A 24,491-nucleotide genomic window follows, 5' to 3' on the forward strand; every position below is an offset into this window, starting at 1 on the left:
AGGTTTATTATACTTCTAAACATAGCTTATAACTAAAGATCGATGGGGGAGCCCTTATGAAAAGGGTCCATGTTTATATCTCTGGTAAGGTACAAGGAGTTTATTTTAGAGCTTATACAGAAGAAGAAGCTTTAAGACTTGGGGTAAAAGGTTGGGTGAGAAATCTTCCTGACGGAAGGGTTGAGGCGGTATTTGAAGGCGAAGATGAGGCAGTCGATCAGATGGTAGCCTGGTGTCATCGAGGCTCTCCTTATGCTAAGGTGACTCACGTAGAGGCGATAGAAGAGCCTTATAAAGGTGAATTTAACGACTTTAGGATAAGACGTTAATGATCGATATAGACAGATTAGTTTTAGAATTTCAAACCCTTCTTTCTATAGAAAGTCCTTCGAAAAAAGAAGGAAAACTTGCTCATTATCTGGCAGACATCTTTGAGGCCCTTGGATATCGTTGTTTTTTTGATAAATCTGCAGAAAATACCGGTTCAGAGGTAGGAAATCTTATCGTTAAAATCCCTGGAATGATCCCAGCTCCTCCTATATTTTTTTGTGCTCACCTTGATACAGTGGGACCTTGTGAAAATCTTAAGATTATTTTTGAAAACGGGGTTTTTAAAACTGACGGAAGGACCATCCTCGGGGCTGACGATAAATCAGGTATAGCTATCTTGGTAGAATTAGCCAGAGTTCTTAGAGAAAACCGATTTCCCCATCCGCCTTTAGAGTTTATTTTTACCACCTGCGAAGAGATAGGGTTGTTAGGGGCTAAGTTTCTTGATTTAGAATTGATAGATGCTAAAGAAGGATATGTTTTAGACAGTGAAAATCCAGAGGTAGTAACCATCGGTGCCCCGTCTTCTTACAAGTTTAAGATTAAGGTTAAAGGGAAAGCTGCCCATGCAGGTCTTGAACCAGAAAAAGGGGTAAATGCTATTCACGTGTTATCAAAACTGATAGCTGAGTTAAATCCCGGGAGAATAGACCAAGAAAGTACGATGAACATAGGTATTATCTCAGGGGGTAAATACGTTAACATCGTACCAGAAAGTGCAGAGGCAGAAGGAGAGATAAGAAGTCATAACTCAAAAACCTTAGAAAGTATGATCCAACAGATAGAAGACCTTGGTGCAAAGGTAGAAAAAGGTTATCAACCTAAAATAGAGGATTTACCTAAGGTTTCTGTAAGGTTTGAAAAACTATATCAAGCTTTTTTAATCTCTCCTGATGACCCTATTTTGCAACCTATAAAACAAGCCGGGGAAAGGTTAGGAATAAATTTTTTCTTTATAAAGAAGGAGGGAGGGTCAGACGCTAACATTTTTAACGAGAGAGGAAAAAAAGCGGTAATTTTAGGTACGGGGATGCAAAAGGTTCATACCACAGAAGAGTTCATCAGGGTAAAAGATCTGGTAAAAGCCACCCAAATTGTGGTTGAGATCGTAAAGGCCAAGGGTGAGTCTTTTAAATAAAGTTCTCGATTTTTTCTTTCCAGAGTTTTGTGAAGTCTGCAACCATCATCTTAAACCTCAAGAAGTATTTGTTTGTAGGCGATGTTTAAATACACTACCTTTTTTAAAGCTTTATTGCCAAAGGTGTGGAAGTTTGGTATCTGAAAGCCTGCTTGAAAAAGGTATAGATAGGATAGAATATTGCTCCTATTGTTCCCAAAAAAACTTTTATTTTGATAGAGTTTTTGCCCTTTTTCAGTATAAGGAACCTATTTCTGAGTGGCTGTTGCGGGTAAAGTTTGCTCAGGATTTCAGGTTGGCTTTTGCCTTGGGAAAGCTGATAAGGACATTTTTTTCTTTCTTACTTAGCGATGTTGATATGATCATCCCTGTTCCTCTTTCTAACGAGCGATTAAGAGAACGAGGTTTCAACCAAAGTACTCTTTTAGCCTGGGGTTTTCTTGGAAGAAAACCCTTTTCAGAAGCTATATTCAGGGTTAAATGTACCAAACCTCAAACCGAGCTTACCGGTAAAGAACGTTGGGAAAACGTAAAAGGAGCCTTTTTAGCCAAAGATTGGGTAAAAGATAAAAAAGTCCTTCTTATAGACGATGTAATGACTACAGGTGCTACGGTAAACGAAGCAGCTAAAGCCTTAAAGATGAAGGGAGCAAAAGAGGTATACGTGTTGGTGGTAGCAAGGAATCAGTTGATGTAAAGGGGAAAAAGATGCTAAACATTTCTTTAGTTCAAATAAAACCAACCTCTGATTTAAAACAAAACGTAGAGACCATTAAAGAGCTTTTAACCAAGGCTAAAGGAAACTTAGTGGTTTTTCCTGAATTAGCTCTTACTGGATATGATGTAGATTTAAAAAGTTTAAACCAAGAAAAAGTTCTATCTTTTCTTTTAGAAATAACAAAGGTTTTATCAAACGATAAGGTAGTTCTTCTTGGAGCTCCCTGGTATGATAAAGATAGAATTTTTAACGCAGTTTATCGTTTAACCAAAGATAAGGTAGAACCTTTAGCCCAAAAGCTCCTTCTTTTTCCAGGATTAGACGAGCCTTTTGCCTCGGGTTTAGGGACGAGAATTTTTGATTTAGCAGGTTTTTCTTTAGGAATATTGATTTGCTTTGAACTTAGGTCTCCTGAGTTTGCCAGAGACCTTATAAAGGCAGGTGCAGACCTTCTTTTGGTGTTTGCTCTTTGGCCTTTAGAAAGGATTAAACACTGGTTGAATCTAAGCTGGGCAAGGGCTGTAGAAAATCAAACTTATCTGGTTGGGGTCAACGGATGTGGGTTTTCTTTGGTGGTTTCTCCTGAAGGGGAGGTTTTAACTCAGCTTACGGATAAACAACCAGAGGTCTTTGAGTTTGTGTTGCCAGAAAGGTTTAATCCTCTTATCTATCCGCTTAAAACCCCATTTTTACCCCAAAAAAACAAGCTTAAAACCCTTGAAGAACTGAAAAGACATGTGACTAAAAGAAGGGCTAAGGGTCAAAAGATGGTTTTTACCAACGGATGTTTTGACCTTCTTCATGCCGGCCATGTAGACTATCTTGAAAAGGCACGGTCCTTAGGAGATTTTTTAGTCATAGGATTAAACAGCGACCTTTCAGTAAAAAAAATCAAAGGACCAACAAGGCCGGTTAATCCTCAGGAATTTAGAGCCAGGGTTCTCTCTGGTCTTGAATGCATAGATTATATAGTTCTCTTTGATGAAGAAACCCCAGAAAGGCTTATAAAGGAGCTAAAACCCGATTTTTTAGTAAAAGGATCAGACTGGAAAGAAGACCAGATTATAGGAGCAAAGTTTGTGAAAAGTTATGGAGGAAAAGTTATACGTATCGATTTTTCTTATCAAGTTTCTACTACAGGGTTAATAGGTAAGATTAAGCAATCTCATTAAGGAGAGTACCTACCATAGCTCTTGCGATCTCTCTGTTAGAGACGTTATAAGTCCCGGCCTCGATTTGAGCTTTAATTTGAGCAACCTTTTCTTCTCTTATCTCAGGAAGTTGAGAAGCCCTTTTAACAGCTTTTTCTATTAGGTTTTGAGAAGAAAGCTCTACCACCGCAGGAGAAGCCTCCTTAGCCTTTGCTTCACCTTCCTTTGGTTTAACCTCTGAAGAAACTACCTCTTCTCTTTTTTTAGCCTCTTTTAAGTTCTTAAGATTTTCAACGTTTACCCCTAAAAGGTCGTTGATTTTCATTAAATATCACCTCGCTTTTTTACGGTTTATATTTTATATCGGAACAAGTTAGTATTTCTTTAGTTCCTTTTTATTATATAATAAACATAAAAAATTTTTTGTCAAATCTTTTAATTAAAAACCTTTGGTTTCTGGTAAAAACCAAAAAGAGAATAATTTTAGAAAAAAATAAAGGTTCTTTTAAAGATTATGGTTAAAGCATGTTTTTGCTTAGGAATAAAAAACAGGTTTTTAAAAGTTTTTTTATTCTTAGTTGCAAACTTATTGATCACAAGCTCAAGTTATGCTTTAACACTTTTGATAGACAAGGGAGAAAGAACCTTAAAGGTTTTAGAGAATCAGAAAATACAAAAGGTTTATCCTGTAGGGTTGGGGTTAGACAGCCTACTTCCTAAGGAAAAAAGGGGGGACTTTTTAACCCCAGAGGGCCTTTATAAGATAACTGAAATAAGACCGTCTAAAAGTTTTGGGTATTTTATAGAAATAAACTATCCTAATTTAAACGACCTTGGATGGGCCTATTACAAAGGGTTTATTTCTAAAGAACAGTTGGCCGTTTATTTAGAAACCTTTTTAGCCAATGCTAAAGTAGAACAAACTCCTTTAGGAAGTAAGATAGGAATACATGGGGGTGGTGCCTATAGGAAAGAAAAAGGAAAGAAGGATTATTTTTGGACCCAAGGGTGTATCGCTTTGGAGGATAGAGATCTGAGGGACCTTTTAAACAGGATTTCTGAAGGACAAAAGGTGATTATTTTAAACTCTCAAAAGCCTCTTTATGAAATATTAAAGAAACTAATTTATCCTGTTAGGATCAAGCCTTTGGATTTTTGGGAAGGTGAGTTATATTTAAAATTAAATGATTATGTATTTTTAACCTTTACCCTTAGAGAGACCTATAAGGGAGCTCGTTATTTAGAGATAAAAAAATGGGTGCAAGGGGAACTTAAAGAACAGATAAGGAGTGACGAGTTTGGCAAGGTTAATCAAGAAGACCAACTTAAAAACGTCCTTTTAGAAAACTTAGAAAATTTATTAAATCCTTATAAAATTTTGGAGTTTTAGCTATGGTTGAGGTAATAAAAACCATTCCTGAGATGAAGGCTAAGGTTAAGGAATTAAAAATCCAAGGGTATAAAGTAGGTTTTGTACCTACGATGGGTTATCTGCATGAAGGCCATCTTTCTTTGGTAAGAAAGGCCAAATCTCTTGCGGATAAAGTAGTAGTAAGCATTTTTGTTAATCCTTTACAGTTTGGTCCAAGAGAAGATTTTAGAGAGTATCCAAGGGATTTAGAACGAGATATAAGTTTGTTAGAAAAAGAAGAGGTAGACGTGGTATTTGTGCCTTCAGAAGAAGAGATGTATCCTTCGGACTATCAAACCTATGTAGAAGTTGTAAACCTGACTGATAAGTTGTGTGGAGCTTTTAGACCAGGACATTTTAAAGGAGTCACCACGGTTGTGTTAAAGCTTTTTAACATCATACAGCCTGATGTAGCCGTTTTTGGAGAAAAGGATTATCAACAACTTTTGGTTATAAAACAGATGGTAAAAGACTTAAACCTTGATATAGAAATCGTGGGTAGCCCTACTGTAAGAGAGCCAGATGGACTTGCGATGAGTTCAAGAAACATTTATCTATCTCCTAAGGAAAGAGAATCTGCGTTAAGCTTAAATAGGGCGCTTGAACTTGCCGAAAAATTAGTAAAAGAAGGAGAAAAAAATCCTGAGAAAATAAAGAAAACCCTCTTTGAATTCCTAAGAATGCATCCTTATTTAATAGTTCAGTATATAGAGATCGTAGACCCAGAGACCTTGGACCCGGTAGAAGTAATAGAAAAACCTGTGGTTTGTGCGATCGCTGCTTATGTTGGTAAAGCAAGATTAATAGATAATAGGCTGATAAAACTTTAAATCCGAGGGGAGTTGATGCTGATAAAACTGCTAAAAAGTAAAATTCATTTAGCCACGATAACTGATAAAAATTTGCTATATGAAGGTTCGTTAACCTTAGATAAAGAGCTTATCAAAAAAGCTAATCTTAGACCTTTTGAAGCTGTATGGATTTACAATATTAACAACGGGATCAGGTTTGAAACCTACCTTATAGAGGGAGAAAAAGGCGAGGTGGTTTTAAACGGAGCAGCCGCAAGGTTAGGGGAGGTTGGAGATAGGATTATCATAGCCTCTTATGCTTGGGTCCCTGAAAATGAGTTAGAAAGCTTTTATACCATTTTAGTTTATTTAGACGAAAAAAATCAGGTCTTAAATCTTAAAAAGGTTTCTTCTTGTTAAAACTCGTGAGTGAAAAAAGACTGAGGATCTATCCTGTAAGCCTTGGTTGTGCTAAAAACAAGGCTGATTTTGAAAAGTTACTTGCCCTGTTGATTAAACAAGGGGCAGAAATAGTTCTTGTTCCTGAAGAAGCAACCCACTTTTGGGTTAATACCTGTGCTTTTATTAAACCGGCGATAGAAGAATCGTTAGAACATATTTTTGATTTAGGGGAAATTAAAAAACAGGGGCAAGCCCTTATAGTTTCTGGTTGTCTAACAGGAAGATACGGGGTAGAAAAGTTAAAAGAACTTTTACCTGAGGTAGACGAATTTTACGGGATAGAACCTTATCAGTATTTTGCTAAACAAGAGCCGTATGAAAGAATACTAACAGAAAATCCCTTTTATGCCTTTTTAAAGATCTCCGAAGGTTGTAATAGAAACTGTGCTTATTGTACTATCCCTCGTATAAGAGGACGTCTAAAAAGTAAGCCTGTAGATTTATTGCTAAAGGAAGCCGAGTTTTTACTTACCCTTGGGGTAAAGGAACTTATCCTGGTAGCTCAGGACATAACTTCCTATGGTTTAGACCTAAAACCAAAAGTAGATTTGGTAAATCTGGTTAAAACCTTGAGTAAACTTCCTTTTGAGTTTAGGATAAGACTACTTTATCTTTATCCTGTTCCTAACCTAAGAAGATTTCTAGAAGACCTTTTATCCATACCTAAAGTAGTTCCTTATTTTGACCTTCCTATCCAGCATGCTCATCCAGAGATTTTAAAAGCCATGAGAAGGCCTAATCACATAGAGTCTTTGGCAGAAACTATATTTTATCTTAGAACGGTAATCCCAGAGGTTGCGTTCAGGACTACGGTGATGGTTGGTTTTCCTGGGGAAGGAGAAAAAGAGTTTGAGTTCCTTTGTAATTTTTTGAAAGAGGTTGAGTTTGATCACTTAGGGGTATTCCCTTTTTATCCTGAAGAAGGTACTTTAGCTGAAAAACTCCCAGGTAAGGTTCCTTATAGAGAAAGGTTAAGAAGAAGACGGGAAGTTTTGAGACTACAGAAAGAGATTTCTAAAAAAAGGTTAAAGTTAAGAAAAGGGAAGGAAGAAGAGGTGCTTTTGTTAGGGGAAGATGAAAAAGGAAGATTTTGGGGGATATCTAAGACTCAAGCCCCAGAGGTAGACGGTATCACCTATCTCCTTTCACCTAAGAGGTCAAACCTTAAATTAATGCCAGGAGAATTAATCAAAGGAAAGGTAAAAAAAACAACCACTTACGACCTATATGTTGAACCTATTATAGAATAAACTTTGCCAACTCTTGATCTTGTATAATACTTTCTAATTTTTCTCTTACATATTCTGGGGTAATTACTACTTTAGTAGGTGCGATGTCTGGTGCTTCAAAAGAGATATCTTCTAACACTTTTTCCATCACGGTGTAGAGCCTTCTTGCACCGATATTTTCCATTTTTTGATTAAGTTCAAAGGCAACCTTAGCTATTTCTTCGATAGTTTCTGGAGTAAAATCTATCTCTACTTGTTCAGTAGCTAATAAGGCCTTGTATTGTTTGATGATTGCGTTTTCAGTTTCAGTAAGAATTCGGATAAAATCTTCTTTGGTCAAAGGATCCAATTCTACTCTAATAGGGAACCTACCTTGAAGTTCAGGTATCAAATCTGAGGGTTTTGCTATATGGAAGGCTCCACTTCCGATGAAAAGAATATAATCTGTTCTTACCATCCCATATTTGGTGTTAACCGTGGTTCCTTCTACGATGGGGAGTAAGTCTCTTTGAACTCCTTCTCTTGAAACATCAGGGCCATGCCCTTCTCCTCGACTTGCAATCTTGTCTATCTCATCTATGAAGATGATGCCGTTTGTCTCCGTCCTTCTTATGGCTTCCTTTATTACTTTATCCATGTCTATAAGCTTAGCTGCTTCTTCTTTAGTTAAAATCTCTAAAGCCTCTTTTACTTTTACCTTTCTTTTTTTTGGTTTAAACGGTAAAAGGGTAGAAAGCATATCTTTAAGTTGCATTTCTATTTCTTCTAACCCTGAGGCTGCAAGGATTTCTATGGTAGGAGGTTTTTGTGAGGCCTCAACCTCGATTTCTACATATCTGTCATTTAAGATCCCTTCCCTTAACATTTTAAGAAATTTTTCCCTGGTAAGAGGGTCATATTCTACCTTTGGAGAGGTAGAAGGTAAAAGAAGATCTACCACCCTTTCTTCTGCTAAAGTTTTTGCCTTTTCTAAAACCTTTTTCTCTTCCTCTTCTCTTACCATTTTAACAGCTATGTGGACTAAATCTCTTATCATCGATTCTACGTCTCTACCTACATAACCTACTTCAGTAAACTTGGTAGCCTCAACTTTTAGAAAGGGGGCGTTAGAAAGTTTGGCTAACCTTCTTGCTATCTCTGTTTTTCCAACCCCTGTAGGCCCGATCATCAAGATATTTTTAGGATAGATCTCTTCTTTTAAATCTTCTTTTAACTGTTGTCTTCTCCAGCGGTTACGCATAGCTATGGCAACAGCCTTTTTTGCCCTGTCTTGTCCTACGATATACCTGTTAAGCTCTGCTACGATTTCTCTTGGAGTAAACTCTTTTGGCTCATTCATAGCTCTTCAACCGTTATTTCTAAATTGGTGTAGATACAGATTTCTCCTGCGATTTTGATGGCGGTTTCTGCGATTTCTTTGGCAGAAAGCTCAGAGTATCTGAGTAAGGCCTTGGCTGCAGCTAAAGCCATCGGTCCACCTGAACCTATGGCCACCACCTCTTCGTCTGGCTCTACCACATCTCCTGCCCCCGAGATGAGAAGGATGTGCTCTTTATCACAAGCTATTAAAAAGGCTTCAAGCCTTCTTAAGATCTTATCTGTCCTCCAGTCCTTAGCAAGCTCAACCGCAGCCCTTAAGAGCTGCCCTCCATAAGCTTCAAGCTTTTTTTCTAATCTCTCAAACAGGGTTAAAGCATCTGCCGTAGAACCAGCAAAACCAACCACCACGTTCCCTTTATAGAGTTTTCGTATTTTTTTGGCCTTGTGTTTTAAGATAGTGTTGCCAAAAGTGACTTGACCGTCACCTGCTATAGCCACCTTGCCGTCTTTTTTGACTGCTATAACCGTTGTCCCATGAAACATGTATTTATTTATACCACAAAAACTAAAATTAAAAAGTACTTATAAAGATTTTGATGCTGAAAACATCATAAACTAAAGTCTATCTGTTTTTATCTGGGTTTAAACTTTAAAACCTTAAAAAGAACCTTTCAACGGTAAGTTAATAAAACTACAACATAGAAAGGCTATAAGTTATACTTTATGACTAAAAATTTACCATGGTTAAGACCTTGGCTCCTTTTATCCTACCTTCTTTAAGTTCCAAAAGGGCCTTGGGAGCTTCATAAAAGGGATAACCTATAACGTCTGGCTTAAGTTTTAACCTTTTAGCAAGAGACAAAAACTCTTCAAGGTCTTGACGGGTAATGTTAGCCACAGACTTTATCTCTTTTTCAAGCCACAGGTCTCTTCCATAATCAAGAAAAAGAAGTTTTTCTTTGTCTTGCTCTTCCTTGCGGACGGCGTTTATGATAAACCTTCCGTTTGGTTTTAGGTTCTTAAGGAGAAGTAAAGGACGCCAGACTGGAGTGGTATCGATTATAGCTTTAAGACCCTCAGGTGGAGTTTCTTCAAAGTCTCCTGCCCAATCTGCACCAAGACTCAGTGCATGTTCTCTTTGTTTAGGGTTTCTGGCAAAAACATAGGTTTTGACTTTAGGAAATAGGGCTTTTACCAGTTTTAGGACTAAATGGTTTGAGGCTCCAAAACCAGAAAGCCCTAAGGTTTCTCCTTCTTCACCTTTTAGCTGAGTAAGCTTAAGAGCCCTATATCCGATAGCTCCTGCACAAAATAAAGGTGCAGCCTCCATAAGCGTTAATCCCTCAGGGATGGCAAAGGCAAAAGTTTCTTTTATCTTAAAATATTCTGCATACCCTCCGTTAGCGTCTTTACCTGTGGCTTTAAATTCTTGACAAAGGTTCTCCAAGCCTCTTTGACAATATTCACACCTTTGGCAAGAACTATAAATCCAACCAGCTCCTACTTTATCTCCTATCTTAAATTTTTTAACTTTTGGCCCTACCTCAACCACCTCTCCCACTATTTGGTGCCCTGGAACAACGGGTAAAATGTCTGGTGTGACTCGCCCTTCAATTTCGTCAAGCTCTGTATGGCAAATCCCACAAAAGTAGACCTTAACCAAAATTTCGTCCTCCTTAACCTCTGGAACAGGAAGTTCAACCAGCTTTAAAGAATCGGGTGAGAGGAGCCCAACCTTATCGATTACCCAGGCCTTCATCATTTTTCCCTTCTCCATATCCAACCTCCGCAATCTATACGTTGTTTTTAAAATAATATGAAAACTTAGATAATAAAGAAAACAAAAATCCTTTGAAACAAACATAAAATTATAGTTCTTTTAATTTTATTAAACTTGACAAGGTAATATTTTATGTTATACAAGTTTTAAAAATAAGCATTTTTATAAAAATTTTTAAAATACATATAAAATATTTTATAAAAAATGCAAAAGTATTTTAAAAAAGTAGCTACAAAATAAAAATTTTAGGAGGTATAGACATGATTTTTCGATTTTGTGTTAAGTTTTTATTTGTTTTGATTTGGATTTTAACAGCTTTTATTCCTTCTTTTGCTGAAGAAAAAGAGACAAAGCTTGAGGAGATTGTGGTAACTGCAACGAGAACTGAGAAAGAGGTGGGATCTGCTCCAGCTTCTGTAAATGTTGTTACAAAGGAAAAGATCGAGCTTAAAGCTCCAAAAACAATTGATCAAACACTTAATGATATCCCTGGGGTCATGGTAAGAAGGGGCAAGGGCTTGATGGATACACTTTCTTTTATTACTCTAAGAGGAATTCCTGAACAAAAAAGAACTTTGATTATGATTGATGGAGTTGTTCTAAATAATCCCTATACTGGAAATGTAAAAATGGGCGGATACTTTCCTGAAGACCTTGAAAGAGTTGAGGTTGTAAAAGGACCTTTTTCCTCTCTATATGGTGGTTATGCGATGGGTGGTGTTGTAAACTTTATCACAAAGATGCCTGAAAAGAGAGAATTTACCTTTAAAACAGGATATGGCTCAAGCTGGGACCGCGGAGAGGCAATGGATGACTTAAGAAGAGTTTATATTTCTTATGGAGATAAACTTTGGGGCAAATTTAGCATATTTTTAAGCTATGGCTGGCAGGGAACAAATGGATATCCCACTGTTTTGAATGTCCAGACAACAAAGCCACCAGTAGGAATTACCGGATATGAGGTAACCTCCACGAAAGAGGGTAAAACTGCCTATTTAATTGGTGATAAGGGAGATAATAGGTGGTGGGATGATGGAATAACAATTAAGGCACAGTATGAGTTTACAAAGGATACGAAGATAAATATTTCATTTATGAGAAATCGTTATGAGTATAACTACGATGATCCTCATACTTACTTGAGAAATGCCGCAGGAAATCCAGTTTGGTCTTACGGATCTGTTACAGAAAACTCATTCCTTAATGGTGCTGGAGGAAGAATTCAGAATACCTATGCCCTGAGTTTTGAGACCTCTCTTTTTAAAGACTTAAAGATGAAGCTAAATCTTTCATACCTTGACACAGAAAAAGATTGGTATGTAACAACAAGTTCTGGTGCAAAGTTGGATGGTAGCTGTACTTCAACTTCATGCTATGTATCAAATACTCCAGCAAAAGCTTACATGGCAGACCTGCAGTTTAGTGTTCCACTATTCAACAATCAGATTCTTACCTTTGGTGGTTCTTTCAGACACGGATATGCAAATACAAAAGAAAAATATCTCAAAAACTGGAAGGACGAAAACTTAACAACAACCTTAAAATATGAATCAAAGGGGAAGGATAAGACCTACTCTTTCTTCATTCAGGATGAGATAATGCTTCTTAATAATCTTACTGCTTATATTGGATTCAGGCAGGATTGGTGGAAAACCTATGATGGATATGCTAATGATGTTGGTAAAGCTGGATATCCAAAGGAGTATCCATCAAAGACCGCTTCTTCTTTTAGTCCGAAATTTGCTCTTGTTTATAAACCCTTTGCTATTACAACCCTTCGTGGCTCGATTGGAAAGGCATTTAGACCACCAACAGTATATGAGCTTTACAGAACATGGACTTCTGGGTCAACCATCTACGTTTCCAATCCTGATTTAGACCCTGAAAAAGTTACCTCATGGGATATTGGAGTTGAGCAGAAACTCTGGAAAGGTGCAAAGGTATCCCTGATATATTTTGAAAACTACATGAAAGACTTAATTTATCGTAAAACTGTTAAAATTGGATCATATACCCGGCAGGAGTATGTCAATGTTGGAAAAGCTGAATCTCGTGGAGTTGAGTTTGAGCTTGAGCAGAAATTTGAAAATTGGTTTAGAGTTTTCGTAAATTTCACCTATACAGATTCTGAGATCAAAGAAAATGAGGCAAAGCCAGAAACTGTAGGTTGCAGATTGACATATACTCCATTATGGAAGGCAAATATAGGAGCTGAGTTTGAGAAATCCGGTTTTCAAGTATTTATCATTGGTAGATATGTTGATAAGTGGTATGGTAATGATGACAATTCAGACAAAGAAAAAAATGTTTATGGTTCCTATGATCCATACTTTGTCGTTGATGGAAGAATTGCATATCAGATAACTAAGTTTGCAAAGCTTAGCTTCTCAGTTGATAACATATTTGACAGAAAATACTATCAATACTACAGAGCACCGGGAAGGTCATGGTTCGCCGAGCTTACTTTAAAGTTTTAGTAATATTAACAACATTTTTAATGGTAGGGGTAGTTCATGCCTCTACCATAACTATAACTGACAAGCTTGGAAGAAAGGTAAGTCTTAAAGTCCCTGTTAAAAGAGCAGTAGTTGTCATTTCATATGAGCTTATACCTGCATTGAATTTATGGGATCAGGTTGTAGGTGTGTCTCGCTGGGCAGAGGAAAACTGCGGTTTGTATAAAGCATTTGTAAATGAGAATCCTGCACTTAAGAAACCTTTAGTTGGTGCTGGAAGTGATGTAAATGTGGAGGCTGTGTTGAAACTTAATCCTGATGTAGTAATTACATGGACATACAATCCTAATACAATAAGATTTCTTGAACAAAAGGGAATAAAAGTAATTGGAATATATCCTGAAAGTCTTACAGAGCTTTACCGGGATATGAGAATGCACGGAAAGATTTTCGGTAAAGAAAAGAAAACAGAAGAAGTAATAAAAGAAATGAACAGAATATTCAAACTTATTGAAGACAGAGTAAGTAAAATACCCTCAGATAAGAGAAAAAAGGTAATCCATCTTGGAGGAACTCCAACAAGGGTTTCAGGAGTATTGGGAGTTATTAATGATTTAATAAAAATTGCAGGAGCAATTAATCCTGCAGGCACAATCATGCAAAGAAATGTTGATGTTTCAGTAGAAAAAATAATTGAGTGGAATCCGGATGTAATATTCATCTGGGGTTCTGCAGGATATGATGAATCCTGGCTCTACCATAATTCCCAGTGGAGGTTCATAAAGGCAGTAAAAAACCGTAAAGTCTACAAGCTTCCAAGGTGGTCAACATGGTCGCCAAGACTAGCACCAATTGCTCTTTACATGGCTATGAAGATTTATCCTGAGTATTTTAGGGACATTAACTTTGAAAAGATAGCTGATGATTTTTACAAAAAAGTGTTTGGAATATCTTACTATAAAGTGAAGCGGTATGAAGGGTATTAAAGCGATAATGATAATTTTTTCTCCTTTACTTGTCTCTTGGATTGCTCTTTTTCTTGGTGCCTACGAGATTACGCCATTCATGGTTTTAAAGATTCTTTTGAATGAGACATTTCATATCTTTGAAATCGGAGATATACCTGAAAAGGCAATAATTATTGACATAAGACTTCCGAGAGTGATCCTTGCCGGATGTGTAGGTGCCTCACTTTCAGTTTCAGGAGTAACCCTTCAGGGTATATTCAGAAATCCTCTGGTTGATCCATTTATCCTCGGGATTTCAGCAGGTGCTGCCTTTGGATGTGCCCTGACTATCGGATTTTTGAGTGTGCTTCCTGTTCAGATTATGGCTTTTTTATTTGCCGTGCTTGCCGTAGTCATTGCTTATACAGTTGCGAGGGTGCAGGGGGAGGTGTCCCGTCTCCCTCTTATTCTTTCTGGAGTGATAGTTTCAGCCTTTTTTACAGCAATGGTTTCAATAGTCAAATTTCTTGTTGACCCTCACAAACTTCAGAGCATCGTTTACTGGCTTATGGGAAGTTTCTCTCTTGCCGACTGGAAAGCTGTAAAAATTGGAGCAGCTGGAGTTTTTTTTGGAGTTTTGCCTATTTTTTTAATGCGATGGAGGCTTAATGTAATGAGTATGGGAGAAGAGGAGGCTAAGGCACTGGGAGTAAACATAAAGAGGGAGAGACTACTTTTCATAGGCTTTTCAACTTTTGCTGTAGCTGTGGCTACATCTCTTTGTGGGATCATAGGATGGGTTGGTCTTATCGTGCCTCATCTGGTAAGAATGCTTACAGGGCCTGACCATAGAAGCCTTGTTCCACTTTCTCTTTGTGCAGGTGCTGCCTTCATGATTGCTGCCGATACTATTTCAAGAACTCTTACAAGTTTTGACATACCTGTAGGAATAGTAACAGCCCTTACTGGTGCACCATTTTTCCTATACCTTATGAAACATGGGGGTCAAGAAGCCTGGGGTAAGTGATGCTTAGCGTAAAAAATATTTATTTCAAGCATAAAACAACCGGAAGGGAAGTTTTAAAGGGTGTAAGTTTTGATGCTCTGGATGGTAGCATTACCACAATTCTTGGCCCAAATGGTTCAGGGAAAACCACACTTTTTAAATGCATAATCGGACTGTGGAAACCTCATAAAGGCGAGGTTATGGTTGATGGTGTTTCTGTAGATAAGCTTTCTTTCAGAAAAAGGGCAAGGATTTTTTCGGTGGTTCCTCAGGAGCATGAACCTCCTTTTCCCTATTCAGTTTTTGATGTGGTTTTGATGGGCAGAGCAAGCTATGTTGGAGTTTTTTCATCTCCTGGTAAAAGAGATTATGAAATGGCTGAAGAGGCTTTAAAAATAGCTGGAATTGAACATTTAAGAGATGTGCCCTACACAAAAATAAGTGGTGGAGAGAGACAGCTTACCTTGATTGCAAGAGCTCTTTGCCAGAATGCTCCTGTGATGTTACTTGATGAGCCGACCTCACATCTTGATTTTAGAAATCAGATAACTCTGCTTAAAAAAATCAAGGAAATTGCAGGACAGAGAAAATTGACTGTTGTTATGACCCTACACGATCCAAATCTGGCAGGTATTTTTTCTGATAAGGTGGTTGTAATTAACTCAGGAACCAAGGTAGCAGAAGGAAGTCCTGAAGAAGTTCTTACAGAGGATTTGATTAAAAGAGTTTATGATGTTGAGGTAAGAAAAACTCAGATTAACGGACGAAGTATAATATGTCCTGTTTTGTAGGAGGATTAAAATGCTCAAAATAGTTTCCATCGTTTGGCAGAGCTATTACAATGCAGTTTTAAGAGCATCAAAAAGTATTAAAGAGTTTAAGATAAAAGTCTACTCAGCAAGAGTCCTTGACTCAAAACCTGAGAGGCTTGATGAAGTCTTGAAAGAGATTAAAGATGCTGATATTTTATTTCTTTATCGTTCAACAGAACCAGTTTGGGAAGAGATAGAAAAAACAATAAAGAAAGAGGGTTTAAAAGCAAAAATAGTATGCCTTGGGCATGATCCTTCTTACTGGATGCTTTCCAATGTAGACCATAAGATTGTGCATAAAGCATATAAATATCTCGTGATAAATGGGGAAAAAAATATTAAAAATCTATTTCTCTTTCTTGCTAATGAGCTCACCGGTTTAAATATTCTTTATGATGAACCCGAAGAAATTCCATGGGAAGGGCTATATCACCCAAGGGCAGAAATCATTTTTACTGATGTTGAGGAATATCTCAGCTGGTATCAAAGATACAAACCTCATACATACGGAAAAAATCCCACAGTTGGAATACTTTTTTCGAGGCATTACTGGATAAACGGTAATACCGAGGTTGAGGATTTGCTTATTGAAGAGCTTGAGGCAAAGGGATTTAATGTAATCTCAGCGTTTGCCTATTCTGTAAAGGATAATGCTTTAGGAACAAAGGGTAGCGGAGAGGTAATATTAGATTGGTTCTTTGATGAGCATGGTACACCAAGAATTGATATTATGGTGAAGCTTATCTCCTTTTTCTTGGGAACTAACAGAGAAAAGACAATAGATAACACTGAAGTAGCCGCAGATGGAGTTGAGATTCTGAAAAGGCTTAATGTGCCGGTTATTTCACCCGTCTCTTCTTATTATAAAACAATTGAAGAATGGGAAAAGGAAGATTTAAATCTTGATATTGGTTGGTCTATTGCGCTTCCTGAGTTTGAAGGAGTCATTGAGCCAGTTATTATTTCTGCGCAAAAAGAAGGCTCTGAAGATGAAAGGATAAAAGTCCCAATAAGAGAAAGGGTGAAAAAACTTGTAGAAAGGATTTCTCGATGGGTTGAGCTTAAAAAAACTCCTGCCCATGAAAGAAGGGTTGCCTTTATACTTCACAACAACCCATGTGCCTCTGTTGAAGCAACGGTTGGCTCAGCTGCTTATCTTGACAGCATTGAAAGTGTAGTTGAGATTATGAAAAAGATGAAAGAATCTGGCTACAATGTTGATCCACCTGAGAACGGAAAAGCCTTGATAGATGAGATAATGAGTAAAAAGGCAATTTCAGAGTTCAGATGGACAACTGTTGAAGAAATCGTTGAAAAAGGTGGTGTTATTGCTTTAGTTGATAAGGAAAAATATCTTGAATGGTTCAATGAACTTCCTCCCAAGACCCGTTTAAAAATGATTGAGGCATGGGGAGAGCCTCCAGGGGAACACAAAAATGAAATACCTCCTGCAATGGTTTACGATGGAAAAATCGTAATCACAGGGCTTAGATTTGGAAATGTTTTGGTTATGGTTCAACCAAAAAGAGGATGTGCAGGAGCAAGATGCGATGGACAGGTCTGTAGAATACTTCACGATCCCGATACACCACCACCTCATCAGTATGTGGCAACGTATAAGTGGCTTTCCCGTGAGTTTAAAGCTCATGCAGTAGTTCATGTAGGCACTCATGGAAATCTTGAATTTTTGCCAGGTAAAGGGGTTGCCCTTTCTCAAGCCTGTTTTCCTGACATTGGTATTGATACAATGCCTCACCTTTATATTTACAATGCCGACAATCCACCTGAGGGTACCATCGCCAAGAGACGCTCTCTGGCAGTTCTTGTTGATCACATGCAGACTGTCCTTACGGAAGGAGGACTTTACGATGAACTTTTAGAGCTTGACAGACTCCTTGGTGAGTATGAAGAGGCAAAGAAAAAAGAACCTGCAAGGCTTCATGTTCTTGAACACTTGATAATACATGCGATTACCAAATCAAAGCTTGACAGAGAGATAAAAGTTTTATGGCAGGGCAAGAAGATTTCACTTTCAGAGTTAAGCCATGATGAGCTGCATCAGATACCCTTTGAGAAAATTGTGGAAGAAGCGCATGCAAAGCTTTCGCTTATTAGAAATACCCAGATCCAGGATGGTATGCATGTTTTTGGCAGGGTTCCAGAGGCAGAAAGAAGGATTGATTTTATTTATTCAATTCTAAGATACGATGCAGGAAGTGAAGTTTCACTGAGAAAAGAGATCGCAAAATTACTTGGATACGAGCTTTCAGATCTTGTTTCGAATCCTCAGGGTTTTGATCCTGAAAAAGGCAAATCCTACGGTGCAATTTTAGAAGAGATAGACAGGATAGGCAAAGAAGTGATAAAAAAAGTTTTGTTTCAGGAGGTTAACTGATGGAAATTTTAAAGAAGATTGACTGGCAAAGACCAGAATGGAAGGCAATAAAGGAAAAAATTCTTGAAATTAACAGAAAGATTGAGGAATCACGTGAGATAGAATCTTTACTTCATGGACTTTCTGGAGGGTATATTCCTCCAGGTCCTTCAGGATTGATAGCCCGTGGAAGGGATGATGTTTTACCTACAGGGAGAAACTTTTACAGCCTTGATCCCCACAGAGTTCCTACAAAAACTGCCTTTGAGATTGGTAAAAGACTTACTGAAAAACTTATTGAAAAGCATGTTACTGAAGAGGGGAGATATCCAGAAAATGTTGCTATTTATTGGCAGTGCTCAGACATCATGTGGGCAGATGGAGAGGGTATGGGTCAGATTATGTATCTTTTAGGAGTAAAGCCTATATGGCTTTCCAATGGAAGGGTCAAAGGGTTTGAAATAATTCCTTTAAATGAGCTTGGTAGACCCCGCATTGATGTCACCATCAGGGTCTCAGGTATTACAAGAGACAATTTCCCGATGTGCATCGAACTTATAGATGAGGCCATACAAGTAGTTGCCTCTTTAGATGAGCCATTGGATATGAATTTTGTTCGCAAGCATACTTTAGAGTTAATTGCTCAAAATGAAGTTGACTTTCGTTCAGCAACATTAAGAGTTTTCTGCTCAATGCCTGGTACCTATCAAGCAGGGACTCAGCTTGCTGTTTATGCTTCGGCATGGAAAGAAGAAAAAGACCTTGCGGAAGTATTTCTTTACTGGAATGGATATGCCTACGGAAAGGGAATCTGGGGTGAAAGCAAGCATAAAGAGTTTGCCCAGATTTTAAAAAGCGTTGATATTACTTACAATAAAGTAGTATCAGACGAGTACGATCTTTTGGGATGTTGCAGTTATTTTGGAACTTATGGAGGAATGACAGCTGCAGCAAGGCATTTAAGTGGTAAGGAGGTAAAAACCTACTATGGAGATACAAGAAATCCTGACCATGTAGAGGTAAGAACACTTTCTGATGAGATAAGACGTGTGGTAAGGACAAAGCTTCTAAATCCAAAATGGATTGAGGGAATGAAGAGACACGGATATAAAGGTGCTGGGGATATTTCAAAAAGAATAGGAAGAGTCTATGGTTGGGAAGCAACAACTAAAGAAGTTGATGACTGGATATTTGATGACATAGCAAGAACATTTATCATGAACGAGGAAAATAGAAAATTTTTTGAGGAACATAATCCATGGGCGATGGAAGAGATTGCCAGAAGACTTATTGAGGCGATGGAGCGCGGATTGTGGAATCCTTCCGAGGATGTAAAAGAGGTCTTGAAGGTATTTTATCTTGAAATTGAAGGCTGGATAGAAGAAAAAATGGGAGATATTAAAGGGGATTTTCAAGGAGGTTCAATTGATGTTATAACAGCAGAAGAGGTAGAGTTCTGGAAAAATAAAATGAGAGAGGTAATAAAATGATATTTCCATTTACTGCTATTGTCGATCAGGAAGAGATGAAGCTTGCATTAATTCTTAATGTGATCGACCCAAGCATCGGTGGAGTACTTATTATGGGTGAAAAAGGAACTGCTAAATCAACAACTGTTCGTGCTTTGGCTGATTTACTTCCTGAGATAGAAGTGGTTAAGGGTTGTAGATTCAACTGTTCCCCGGAAGGGCCTTTTTGCAGTGATTGTTTAGAAAAAATTAAAAATAACGAAACATTAGAGTTTGAAAAAAAGAAGATGAGAGTGGTTGAGCTTCCACTTGGAGTAACCGAAGACAGGGTTGTTGGGAGCCTTGATATTGAGCATGCAATAAAAAAAGGCGAAAAACGCTTTGAGCCAGGTATTCTTGCAGAGGCCAACAGAAACTTTCTTTATATTGATGAAGTGAATCTTTTAGAAGATCACATTGTGGATTTACTCTTGGATTCTGCAGCGATGGGAGTAAACACGGTCGAAAGGGAGGGGATCTCCTTTGTTCATCCTGCAAGATTTATTCTTGTTGGAACCATGAACCCTGAAGAAGGAGAACTCCGTCCACAACTTCTCGACAGATTTGGACTGTGTGTTTTTGTTAATTCATTAAAAGAAAAGAGTTTAAGAGTTGAAGTACTTAAAAGAAAAGCCGAATTTGATGATGATCCTGAAGGTTTTTTAAAAAAATGGGAACCTCATCAACAAAGCCTTGCCGCAAGGATCATAAAGGCAAAAGAGAATCTTAAAAACGTAAAAATTACTGAAGACGCTCTCTCTAAAGTTGTTGAGATTACTTCTCAATTAAATCTTGATGGTCATAGAGCAGACATAGTGATGTTAAAAGCTGCCCGTGCTCATGCAGCGTATAATGAAAGAAAAGAGATTATTCCAGATGATATTAAAAAAATTGCGCCTTTAGCTTTAAAACACAGGCTTAAAAGACTACCTTTTGAAGAAATCTCAACAGAACTGGAAAAGCTTAACGAAGTTATTACACGAATATAGAATGACTTTTTCAGATTTTGTAGACCAAGAACAGGCAAAACTTGCTCTGATTTTAAATGCAATACTGCCAGACTGTGGTGGACTTCTATTAGTTGGTAAGAGAGGAACAGGCAAGTCCACCCTCTTAAAAGCTTTCAAAAATATTGTTCAGGCTCTTAATATTCCTTTTGTTGAACTTCCCATGAATTCTACTGAAGAGGCAGTTTTAGGCGGAATTGATATTGAAGAGACAGTTAAGCAAGGTAGAAGAATTTATCAAAAAGGACTTGTTTCAAAGGCACACGGGGGATTTCTTATGATTGAAGATATAAACCTTTTCCCTAATGATATACTCTCCCTGATTTTTGAAGTCCAATCAAGAGGGGAAAATATCATTGAAAGAGAAGGAATTACACTAAAAGAGCCAGCTAAATTTCAGATTCTTGCAACGATGAACCCAGAGGAAGGAGATTTTTCAGCTCATTTTCTTGATAGATTTGGTATGTGCGTGATTATGGATGAAATTAAAGATAAAAATAAAAGGATAGAGATCGTAAAACTTAATCTCGACTGTGCAGATCAAAATAAGGATTTTCAGTTAATAGAAAGAATTTTAAAGTCAAAGGAATTTATCAAACAACTCAGACTTTCAGATGAAATAAAAGAATACATAGCCGAATTAACGCTAAAAGAAGCTGTTTCAGGACATAGGGCTGATATATTTTTAATGTATGCCTCAAAGGCCTATGCAGCTTATAAGGAAGAAAAAGAAATCCGAAAAGAACATGTTGATAGGGTTGCTCCTCTTGTTTTTATTCACAGAAAAAGGCAGGTTGAGAATCCTCAAACAGAAGAGAAAGAACAAGAGCAGAAAAGAAAGGAAAATACAGAGGAAAGAGGAAACAAAGAAAATAAACCAAAACATACTTCATCAACTCAATTTTCCGAGCAAGGAAGTCCTCAGGAAAGGCCATCAAGTGAAAAAGAGGAAGTTTTTCCAGTTGGTGACAGCTTTAAAGTAAAAAGAATTTTATTGAAAAAGGATAGAATTTTGCGAGAAGCATATGGAAGAAGAACAAAAACAAAAATAAAAGGTAGAGGAGGAAGATTTGTTAGAAGTCTTATGCAAAAAAGAGAGGATATTGCCATTTCTGCAACACTTAGAGCAGCAGCTCCATTTCAAAAAGTAAGAGGTAGAAAAGATAAGCTTATCATAAAAGATCAGGATCTAAGATATAAAGAAAAAGAGAGAAAGATGAGCCATATTGTTATATTTGTTGTGGATGCTTCTGGTTCTATGGGTGTTGAGCAAAGGATGATACAAACAAAAGGAGCAATACTGTCTCTTCTTATGGATTGCTATCAGAAAAGAGATAAAGTTGCGATGATTGTTTTCAGAAAAGACCGTGCAGAGGTAGTTCTCCCCCCAACCTCTTCTCATGACCTTGCTTTAAAAAGACTAAAACAAATTCCCACAGGAGGTAAAACACCACTTTCAGCAGGGCTTATGGAAGCATATAAGTTGATAAAAAGAACATCTTTAAAAGAACCAGAAGCCCGTTTTTTGATGATTCTCGTCACAGATGGCAAAGCTAACGTTCCTATCGCTGAAAAATCCTCTATCACTTTATTTGAAGAAGTCAGGAAAATCTGTTCTACACTGAAAAATATACCTAAAGTCGATTTTGTAGTCGTTGATACAGAAAAGAAAAATAAATTTATAAAAATAGATATGGCACTAAAAATTGCAGAGTGGCTTTCTGGTAAATATTTTAAAATAGATACTCTTACATCTGAAAATCTTGTAGAAATTGTAAATTTTTATAAGATTGATTAAAGATTATTTCATAGTGTTTATTTAATTGTGTCTATCAATTTGGGGTAAGAAGCCTCCCTCCTAAAATTAGATATCATCCAACAATACCAAATATAACACCTTGTAAACTGAATCCACCTCCGAAAATACCTTTCCACCTTAGCCCTTATCAATATCTTTTTCATTTGAACCATCTCTCCTTAAACTTCATCAACCTTTGCCTCACTTCCTCCCGATTGTGGGGCAATTTTTCTGCCTCCTTTAGCCCCCTCAATCCGTCTCCTATTACTACCTCTACCCTCTTTAGCCCCCTACCTTTAAGCTCTACCAATACCTCTCTCCAATTAATCGCGCTCTCCCCCTCAGAACCAAAAACCCAAAAACCCAAAAACCCAAAAACCCAAAAACCCAATATCTCCCTCCTACCCTCACACGTAAGCCCAACAAACACAACTACATATACCGGCTCCTTACTAACACCTCCTCTCCTTAACACCTCCTCTTCAACCTCTCGATTCCTCCATTTATCTATCTTTTGAGTCGCTACCTCTATAAGTCTACTAATGCTTGCAGGAGAGTTAATAGGGAAGGTTTTTCGGTTTAAAATCTCTTTTAAGTCTTTCATAGGCTTCCCCTCCTTCTTAATTTTGATTTTAACTTTATCATTTTTACCGGTAAGGGAAGCTCTTTACTACAAAAATTTAGACACAACTAATGAAACACTACCGGGAAGATTAATATAATTTTGTGACATTTAAACTTTGAACTTACAAAAAATTTATCTTAGGGATTGACTTTTGTTTAAAGATGAATTATTTTAATTTAAAAACTTTTATAAAAAGGAGGGGTTATGGCGGTAAAACTTGGGCTTTATAAATGTCAGGTCTGTGGAAACATTGTGTTGGTGATACATGAAGGAAAGGGACAGTTAGTATGTTGTGGGAAACCGATGGAGTTACAAAATCCTAATACAGTGGATGCAGCCGTTGAGAAACATGTTCCTGTGATAGAAAAAGAAGGGGATGTCTATAAGGTAAAGGTAGGAAGCGTGCCTCATCCTATGACAGAGGAGCATTACATAGAGTGGATTGAGTTGCATGCTGATGAAGATAAGGTTTACATTAAGTTTTTGAAGCCTGGGGAGGCTCCTGAGGCGGTTTTTGAGGTAAAAGCAGCAAAGGTAGTGACTAAGGAGTGGTGCAACCTTCATGGATATTGGCAAAGCGCATAAATTTTAAAGATAGAGGTGAAGTTATGGCTGAAAAACCTAAAAAGTATAAATGTAGCAGATGTGGTTATATTTATGACCCCGAGCAAGGAGATACAAAAGGAAATATTCCCCCAGGTACACCTTTTGAGAAACTTCCAGATAACTGGAAGTGCCCAAGATGTGGAGCCCCTAAAAATATGTTTTTACCTTTGCCAGATTAATTAGTAAAATAAACAGGAGTAAGTTTTATGGAAAAGAACCACAAAAGAGGAAAAAAATATAGGTGTAAATGTTGTGGTTACCTTTATGACCCGGAGAAAGGGGATCCTTCGAGGTTTGTTTCTCCTCCAGGAACTTGTTTTGAGAACCTACCTGAAAGCTGGACTTGCCCTCATTGTGGAGCTAACAAAACCACGTTTAAGGAAGAGGAAGGCGGTTTCTAAGTTGTTACTTAAACCATAAAAATTAAACCAGGAGGTTACCTATGAAAAAGTACAAGTGTAGTGTTTGTGGTTATGTTTATGATCCGGCCAACGGGGATCCTGACAACGGTATTCCTGCAGGCACTCCTTTTGAGAGTCTTCCTGAAGATTGGACCTGTCCGATTTGTGGAGCAGCTAAAAGCGATTTCGTACCAGAAGATTAATTGATCAAAAGAAGGGAGGAAAATCCTCCCTTCTTTACCTTTAAAAATTTAGAGGTGATGTTATGGATAAAATAGCCTTTTTTGCCTTTAAAGAAGAGCCTATGTGTTTTATCCATGTTTTGTTAAATGCTTTGGATGCGGCAGAAAAAGGTCTTGAAGTGAAGGTAGTTTTAGAGGGAGCTTCTACTAAATTAATCCCTGAACTATTTTCGGAAAAAAGTATGCTATACAATCTTTTTCAGAAAAGTTTAGAAAAAGGTCTTATAGCAGGTGTTTGCAAGGCTTGTGCACAAAAGATGGGAACTTTAGAGGTAGCTAAAGAAAAAGGACTTGAGATTTTGGAAGATATGTATGGGCATGCTGGTATGGCAAACTTTATAAAAAAAGGTTATACTATCATTACACTCTAACTCTAAAC

26 protein-coding genes are annotated in these 24,491 nt (G+C 37.5%); 21 read left to right on the plus strand and 5 right to left on the minus strand.

The window, feature by feature from the left end; translation table 11 throughout:
• The first annotated feature begins 56 nt into the window (after nucleotides 1-56).
• Genes H529_RS0104125 through rfaE2 form a run of 4 tightly spaced genes read left to right on the plus strand, consistent with a single transcriptional unit; the run spans nucleotide 57 to nucleotide 3,358 of the window.
• Nucleotides 57-329, plus strand: a complete 273-nt coding sequence (locus H529_RS0104125) for an acylphosphatase (RefSeq protein ID WP_022855284.1) — start codon at nucleotides 57-59, stop codon at nucleotides 327-329.
• Entirely contained in the window at nucleotides 329-1,468 is a 1,140-nt protein-coding gene (locus H529_RS0104130) for a M20/M25/M40 family metallo-hydrolase (RefSeq protein WP_022855285.1), read from the plus strand. The genes H529_RS0104125 and H529_RS0104130 overlap by 1 nt, the downstream gene beginning before the upstream one ends.
• Nucleotides 1,452-2,165 carry a ComF family protein gene (locus H529_RS11180; protein WP_022855286.1) on the plus strand — a complete coding sequence of 238 codons (714 nt, stop codon included), beginning with the start codon at nucleotides 1,452-1,454 and terminating at the stop codon, nucleotides 2,163-2,165. The genes H529_RS0104130 and H529_RS11180 overlap by 17 nt, the downstream gene beginning before the upstream one ends.
• 11 nt (nucleotides 2,166-2,176) lie before the next feature.
• Nucleotides 2,177-3,358 (plus strand): D-glycero-beta-D-manno-heptose 1-phosphate adenylyltransferase, encoded by a 1,182-nt coding sequence (gene rfaE2 / locus H529_RS11435; protein WP_022855287.1) that lies wholly within the window; start codon nucleotides 2,177-2,179, stop codon nucleotides 3,356-3,358.
• Here the strand turns inward: rfaE2 and flgM are convergent.
• Nucleotides 3,342-3,662 carry a flagellar biosynthesis anti-sigma factor FlgM gene (flgM, locus tag H529_RS10075; RefSeq protein ID WP_022855288.1) on the minus strand — a complete coding sequence of 107 codons (321 nt, stop codon included), beginning with the start codon at nucleotides 3,660-3,662 and terminating at the stop codon, nucleotides 3,342-3,344. The genes rfaE2 and flgM overlap by 17 nt on opposite strands.
• A gap of 189 nt (nucleotides 3,663-3,851) precedes the next feature.
• Here flgM and H529_RS0104155 point away from each other — a divergent pair, with 189 nt between their 5' ends.
• Genes H529_RS0104155 through rimO form a run of 4 tightly spaced genes read left to right on the plus strand, consistent with a single transcriptional unit; the run spans nucleotide 3,852 to nucleotide 7,251 of the window.
• Nucleotides 3,852-4,727 (plus strand): L,D-transpeptidase family protein, encoded by an 876-nt coding sequence (locus H529_RS0104155; protein ID WP_022855290.1) that lies wholly within the window; start codon nucleotides 3,852-3,854, stop codon nucleotides 4,725-4,727.
• A gap of 2 nt (nucleotides 4,728-4,729) precedes the next feature.
• Nucleotides 4,730-5,578 carry a pantoate--beta-alanine ligase gene (gene panC / locus H529_RS0104160; RefSeq protein WP_022855291.1) on the plus strand — a complete coding sequence of 283 codons (849 nt, stop codon included), beginning with the start codon at nucleotides 4,730-4,732 and terminating at the stop codon, nucleotides 5,576-5,578.
• A 15-nt stretch (nucleotides 5,579-5,593) separates the two neighbouring features.
• Nucleotides 5,594-5,959, plus strand: a complete 366-nt coding sequence (panD, locus tag H529_RS0104165) for an aspartate 1-decarboxylase (RefSeq protein WP_022855292.1) — start codon at nucleotides 5,594-5,596, stop codon at nucleotides 5,957-5,959.
• Nucleotides 5,953-7,251, plus strand: coding sequence for a 30S ribosomal protein S12 methylthiotransferase RimO (gene rimO, locus H529_RS0104170; protein WP_022855293.1), 1,299 nt, complete (start codon nucleotides 5,953-5,955; stop codon nucleotides 7,249-7,251). Before panD ends, rimO begins: the two co-directional genes overlap by 7 nt.
• On the opposite strand, the gene hslU is transcribed toward rimO, so the two are convergent.
• From hslU to H529_RS0104185, 3 genes are all read right to left on the minus strand, one after another.
• Nucleotides 7,241-8,569, minus strand: a complete 1,329-nt coding sequence (hslU, locus tag H529_RS0104175) for an ATP-dependent protease ATPase subunit HslU (protein WP_022855294.1) — start codon at nucleotides 8,567-8,569, stop codon at nucleotides 7,241-7,243. The two genes, rimO and hslU, sit on opposite strands and share 11 nt — an antisense overlap.
• On the minus strand, nucleotides 8,566-9,093 hold the full coding sequence (gene hslV / locus H529_RS0104180; protein ID WP_022855295.1) for an ATP-dependent protease subunit HslV: 528 nt from the start codon (nucleotides 9,091-9,093) through the stop codon (nucleotides 8,566-8,568). The genes hslU and hslV overlap by 4 nt, the downstream gene beginning before the upstream one ends.
• A 184-nt stretch (nucleotides 9,094-9,277) precedes the next feature.
• Complete coding sequence (locus tag H529_RS0104185; RefSeq protein ID WP_028843043.1) at nucleotides 9,278-10,309, minus strand: alcohol dehydrogenase catalytic domain-containing protein; 1,032 nt, start codon at nucleotides 10,307-10,309, stop codon at nucleotides 9,278-9,280.
• A 281-nt stretch (nucleotides 10,310-10,590) separates the two neighbouring features.
• On the opposite strand from H529_RS0104185, the gene H529_RS11440 reads away from it, so the two are divergent.
• Genes H529_RS11440 through H529_RS0104220 form a run of 8 tightly spaced genes read left to right on the plus strand, consistent with a single transcriptional unit; the run spans nucleotide 10,591 to nucleotide 22,238 of the window.
• On the plus strand, nucleotides 10,591-12,807 hold the full coding sequence (locus H529_RS11440; protein WP_022855297.1) for a TonB-dependent receptor: 2,217 nt from the start codon (nucleotides 10,591-10,593) through the stop codon (nucleotides 12,805-12,807).
• 20 nt (nucleotides 12,808-12,827) lie between these two features.
• On the plus strand, nucleotides 12,828-13,772 hold the full coding sequence (locus H529_RS0104195) for an ABC transporter substrate-binding protein (protein ID WP_200870704.1): 945 nt from the start codon (nucleotides 12,828-12,830) through the stop codon (nucleotides 13,770-13,772).
• On the plus strand, nucleotides 13,759-14,760 hold the full coding sequence (locus H529_RS0104200; RefSeq protein ID WP_028843044.1) for a FecCD family ABC transporter permease: 1,002 nt from the start codon (nucleotides 13,759-13,761) through the stop codon (nucleotides 14,758-14,760). Before H529_RS0104195 ends, H529_RS0104200 begins: the two co-directional genes overlap by 14 nt.
• A complete protein-coding gene (locus H529_RS0104205; protein ID WP_022855299.1) occupies nucleotides 14,760-15,530 on the plus strand; it encodes an ABC transporter ATP-binding protein in 771 nt (256 codons plus the stop codon). Before H529_RS0104200 ends, H529_RS0104205 begins: the two co-directional genes overlap by 1 nt.
• Nucleotides 15,531-15,540: 10 nt before the next feature.
• The gene (locus H529_RS12080) at nucleotides 15,541-17,946 is read left to right on the plus strand and encodes a cobaltochelatase subunit CobN (protein ID WP_200870705.1); all 2,406 of its coding nucleotides are present in this window, start codon (nucleotides 15,541-15,543) and stop codon (nucleotides 17,944-17,946) included.
• Nucleotides 17,946-19,415, plus strand: coding sequence for a cobaltochelatase subunit CobN (locus tag H529_RS12085; RefSeq protein WP_200870706.1), 1,470 nt, complete (start codon nucleotides 17,946-17,948; stop codon nucleotides 19,413-19,415). Before H529_RS12080 ends, H529_RS12085 begins: the two co-directional genes overlap by 1 nt.
• Nucleotides 19,412-20,422: a magnesium chelatase ATPase subunit I gene (locus tag H529_RS0104215; protein WP_022855300.1), complete on the plus strand. Its 1,011-nt coding sequence runs from the start codon at nucleotides 19,412-19,414 to the stop codon at nucleotides 20,420-20,422. The genes H529_RS12085 and H529_RS0104215 overlap by 4 nt, the downstream gene beginning before the upstream one ends.
• Complete coding sequence (locus H529_RS0104220; RefSeq protein ID WP_162138230.1) at nucleotides 20,367-22,238, plus strand: VWA domain-containing protein; 1,872 nt, start codon at nucleotides 20,367-20,369, stop codon at nucleotides 22,236-22,238. Before H529_RS0104215 ends, H529_RS0104220 begins: the two co-directional genes overlap by 56 nt.
• Before the next feature lie 160 nt (nucleotides 22,239-22,398).
• Here the strand turns inward: H529_RS0104220 and H529_RS0104230 are convergent, their stop codons facing one another.
• A complete protein-coding gene (locus H529_RS0104230) occupies nucleotides 22,399-22,842 on the minus strand; it encodes a transposase (protein WP_022855303.1) in 444 nt (147 codons plus the stop codon).
• A gap of 225 nt (nucleotides 22,843-23,067) precedes the next feature.
• On the opposite strand from H529_RS0104230, the gene H529_RS0104235 reads away from it, so the two are divergent.
• The 5 genes from H529_RS0104235 (at nucleotide 23,068) to H529_RS0104255 (ending at nucleotide 24,483) form a co-directional block, all read left to right on the plus strand.
• Complete coding sequence (locus H529_RS0104235) at nucleotides 23,068-23,448, plus strand: desulfoferrodoxin (protein ID WP_022855304.1); 381 nt, start codon at nucleotides 23,068-23,070, stop codon at nucleotides 23,446-23,448.
• Nucleotides 23,449-23,471: 23 nt separating this feature from the next.
• Nucleotides 23,472-23,648, plus strand: coding sequence for a rubredoxin (locus H529_RS11445; protein WP_022855305.1), 177 nt, complete (start codon nucleotides 23,472-23,474; stop codon nucleotides 23,646-23,648).
• A gap of 27 nt (nucleotides 23,649-23,675) precedes the next feature.
• Nucleotides 23,676-23,870, plus strand: a complete 195-nt coding sequence (locus H529_RS0104245; RefSeq protein ID WP_022855306.1) for a rubredoxin — start codon at nucleotides 23,676-23,678, stop codon at nucleotides 23,868-23,870.
• Nucleotides 23,871-23,911: 41 nt separating this feature from the next.
• A complete protein-coding gene (gene rd / locus H529_RS11450) occupies nucleotides 23,912-24,073 on the plus strand; it encodes a rubredoxin (protein WP_022855307.1) in 162 nt (53 codons plus the stop codon).
• 62 nt (nucleotides 24,074-24,135) lie between these two features.
• On the plus strand, nucleotides 24,136-24,483 hold the full coding sequence (locus H529_RS0104255; RefSeq protein ID WP_022855308.1) for a hypothetical protein: 348 nt from the start codon (nucleotides 24,136-24,138) through the stop codon (nucleotides 24,481-24,483).
• The last annotated feature ends 8 nt before the right edge of the window (nucleotides 24,484-24,491 follow it).

The organism is Thermodesulfobacterium thermophilum DSM 1276, assembly GCF_000421605.1.
Lineage (GTDB): Bacteria > Desulfobacterota > Thermodesulfobacteria > Thermodesulfobacteriales > Thermodesulfobacteriaceae > Thermodesulfobacterium > Thermodesulfobacterium thermophilum.

Coding starts and splice junctions, on each gene's coding strand:
- H529_RS0104215 (WP_022855300.1), top strand. CDS start 19,412: ATGATATTTCCATTTACTGCTATTGTCGATCAGGAAGAGATGAAGCTT.
- H529_RS0104235 (WP_022855304.1), top strand. CDS start 23,068: ATGGCGGTAAAACTTGGGCTTTATAAATGTCAGGTCTGTGGAAACATT.
- H529_RS0104245 (WP_022855306.1), top strand. CDS start 23,676: ATGGAAAAGAACCACAAAAGAGGAAAAAAATATAGGTGTAAATGTTGT.
- flgM (WP_022855288.1), bottom strand. CDS start 3,662: ATGAAAATCAACGACCTTTTAGGGGTAAACGTTGAAAATCTTAAGAAC.
- panD (WP_022855292.1), top strand. CDS start 5,594: ATGCTGATAAAACTGCTAAAAAGTAAAATTCATTTAGCCACGATAACT.
- panC (WP_022855291.1), top strand. CDS start 4,730: ATGGTTGAGGTAATAAAAACCATTCCTGAGATGAAGGCTAAGGTTAAG.
- H529_RS0104155 (WP_022855290.1), top strand. CDS start 3,852: ATGGTTAAAGCATGTTTTTGCTTAGGAATAAAAAACAGGTTTTTAAAA.
- H529_RS0104200 (WP_028843044.1), top strand. CDS start 13,759: ATGAAGGGTATTAAAGCGATAATGATAATTTTTTCTCCTTTACTTGTC.
- H529_RS12085 (WP_200870706.1), top strand. CDS start 17,946: ATGGAAATTTTAAAGAAGATTGACTGGCAAAGACCAGAATGGAAGGCA.
- hslU (WP_022855294.1), bottom strand. CDS start 8,569: ATGAATGAGCCAAAAGAGTTTACTCCAAGAGAAATCGTAGCAGAGCTT.
- H529_RS0104195 (WP_200870704.1), top strand. CDS start 12,828: ATGGTAGGGGTAGTTCATGCCTCTACCATAACTATAACTGACAAGCTT.
- H529_RS0104125 (WP_022855284.1), top strand. CDS start 57: ATGAAAAGGGTCCATGTTTATATCTCTGGTAAGGTACAAGGAGTTTAT.
- H529_RS11440 (WP_022855297.1), top strand. CDS start 10,591: ATGATTTTTCGATTTTGTGTTAAGTTTTTATTTGTTTTGATTTGGATT.
- rd (WP_022855307.1), top strand. CDS start 23,912: ATGAAAAAGTACAAGTGTAGTGTTTGTGGTTATGTTTATGATCCGGCC.
- H529_RS12080 (WP_200870705.1), top strand. CDS start 15,541: ATGCTCAAAATAGTTTCCATCGTTTGGCAGAGCTATTACAATGCAGTT.
- H529_RS0104230 (WP_022855303.1), bottom strand. CDS start 22,842: ATGAAAGACTTAAAAGAGATTTTAAACCGAAAAACCTTCCCTATTAAC.
- hslV (WP_022855295.1), bottom strand. CDS start 9,093: ATGTTTCATGGGACAACGGTTATAGCAGTCAAAAAAGACGGCAAGGTG.
- H529_RS0104185 (WP_028843043.1), bottom strand. CDS start 10,309: ATGAAGGCCTGGGTAATCGATAAGGTTGGGCTCCTCTCACCCGATTCT.
- H529_RS0104130 (WP_022855285.1), top strand. CDS start 329: ATGATCGATATAGACAGATTAGTTTTAGAATTTCAAACCCTTCTTTCT.
- H529_RS0104255 (WP_022855308.1), top strand. CDS start 24,136: ATGGATAAAATAGCCTTTTTTGCCTTTAAAGAAGAGCCTATGTGTTTT.
- H529_RS11445 (WP_022855305.1), top strand. CDS start 23,472: ATGGCTGAAAAACCTAAAAAGTATAAATGTAGCAGATGTGGTTATATT.
- rfaE2 (WP_022855287.1), top strand. CDS start 2,177: ATGCTAAACATTTCTTTAGTTCAAATAAAACCAACCTCTGATTTAAAA.
- H529_RS0104205 (WP_022855299.1), top strand. CDS start 14,760: ATGCTTAGCGTAAAAAATATTTATTTCAAGCATAAAACAACCGGAAGG.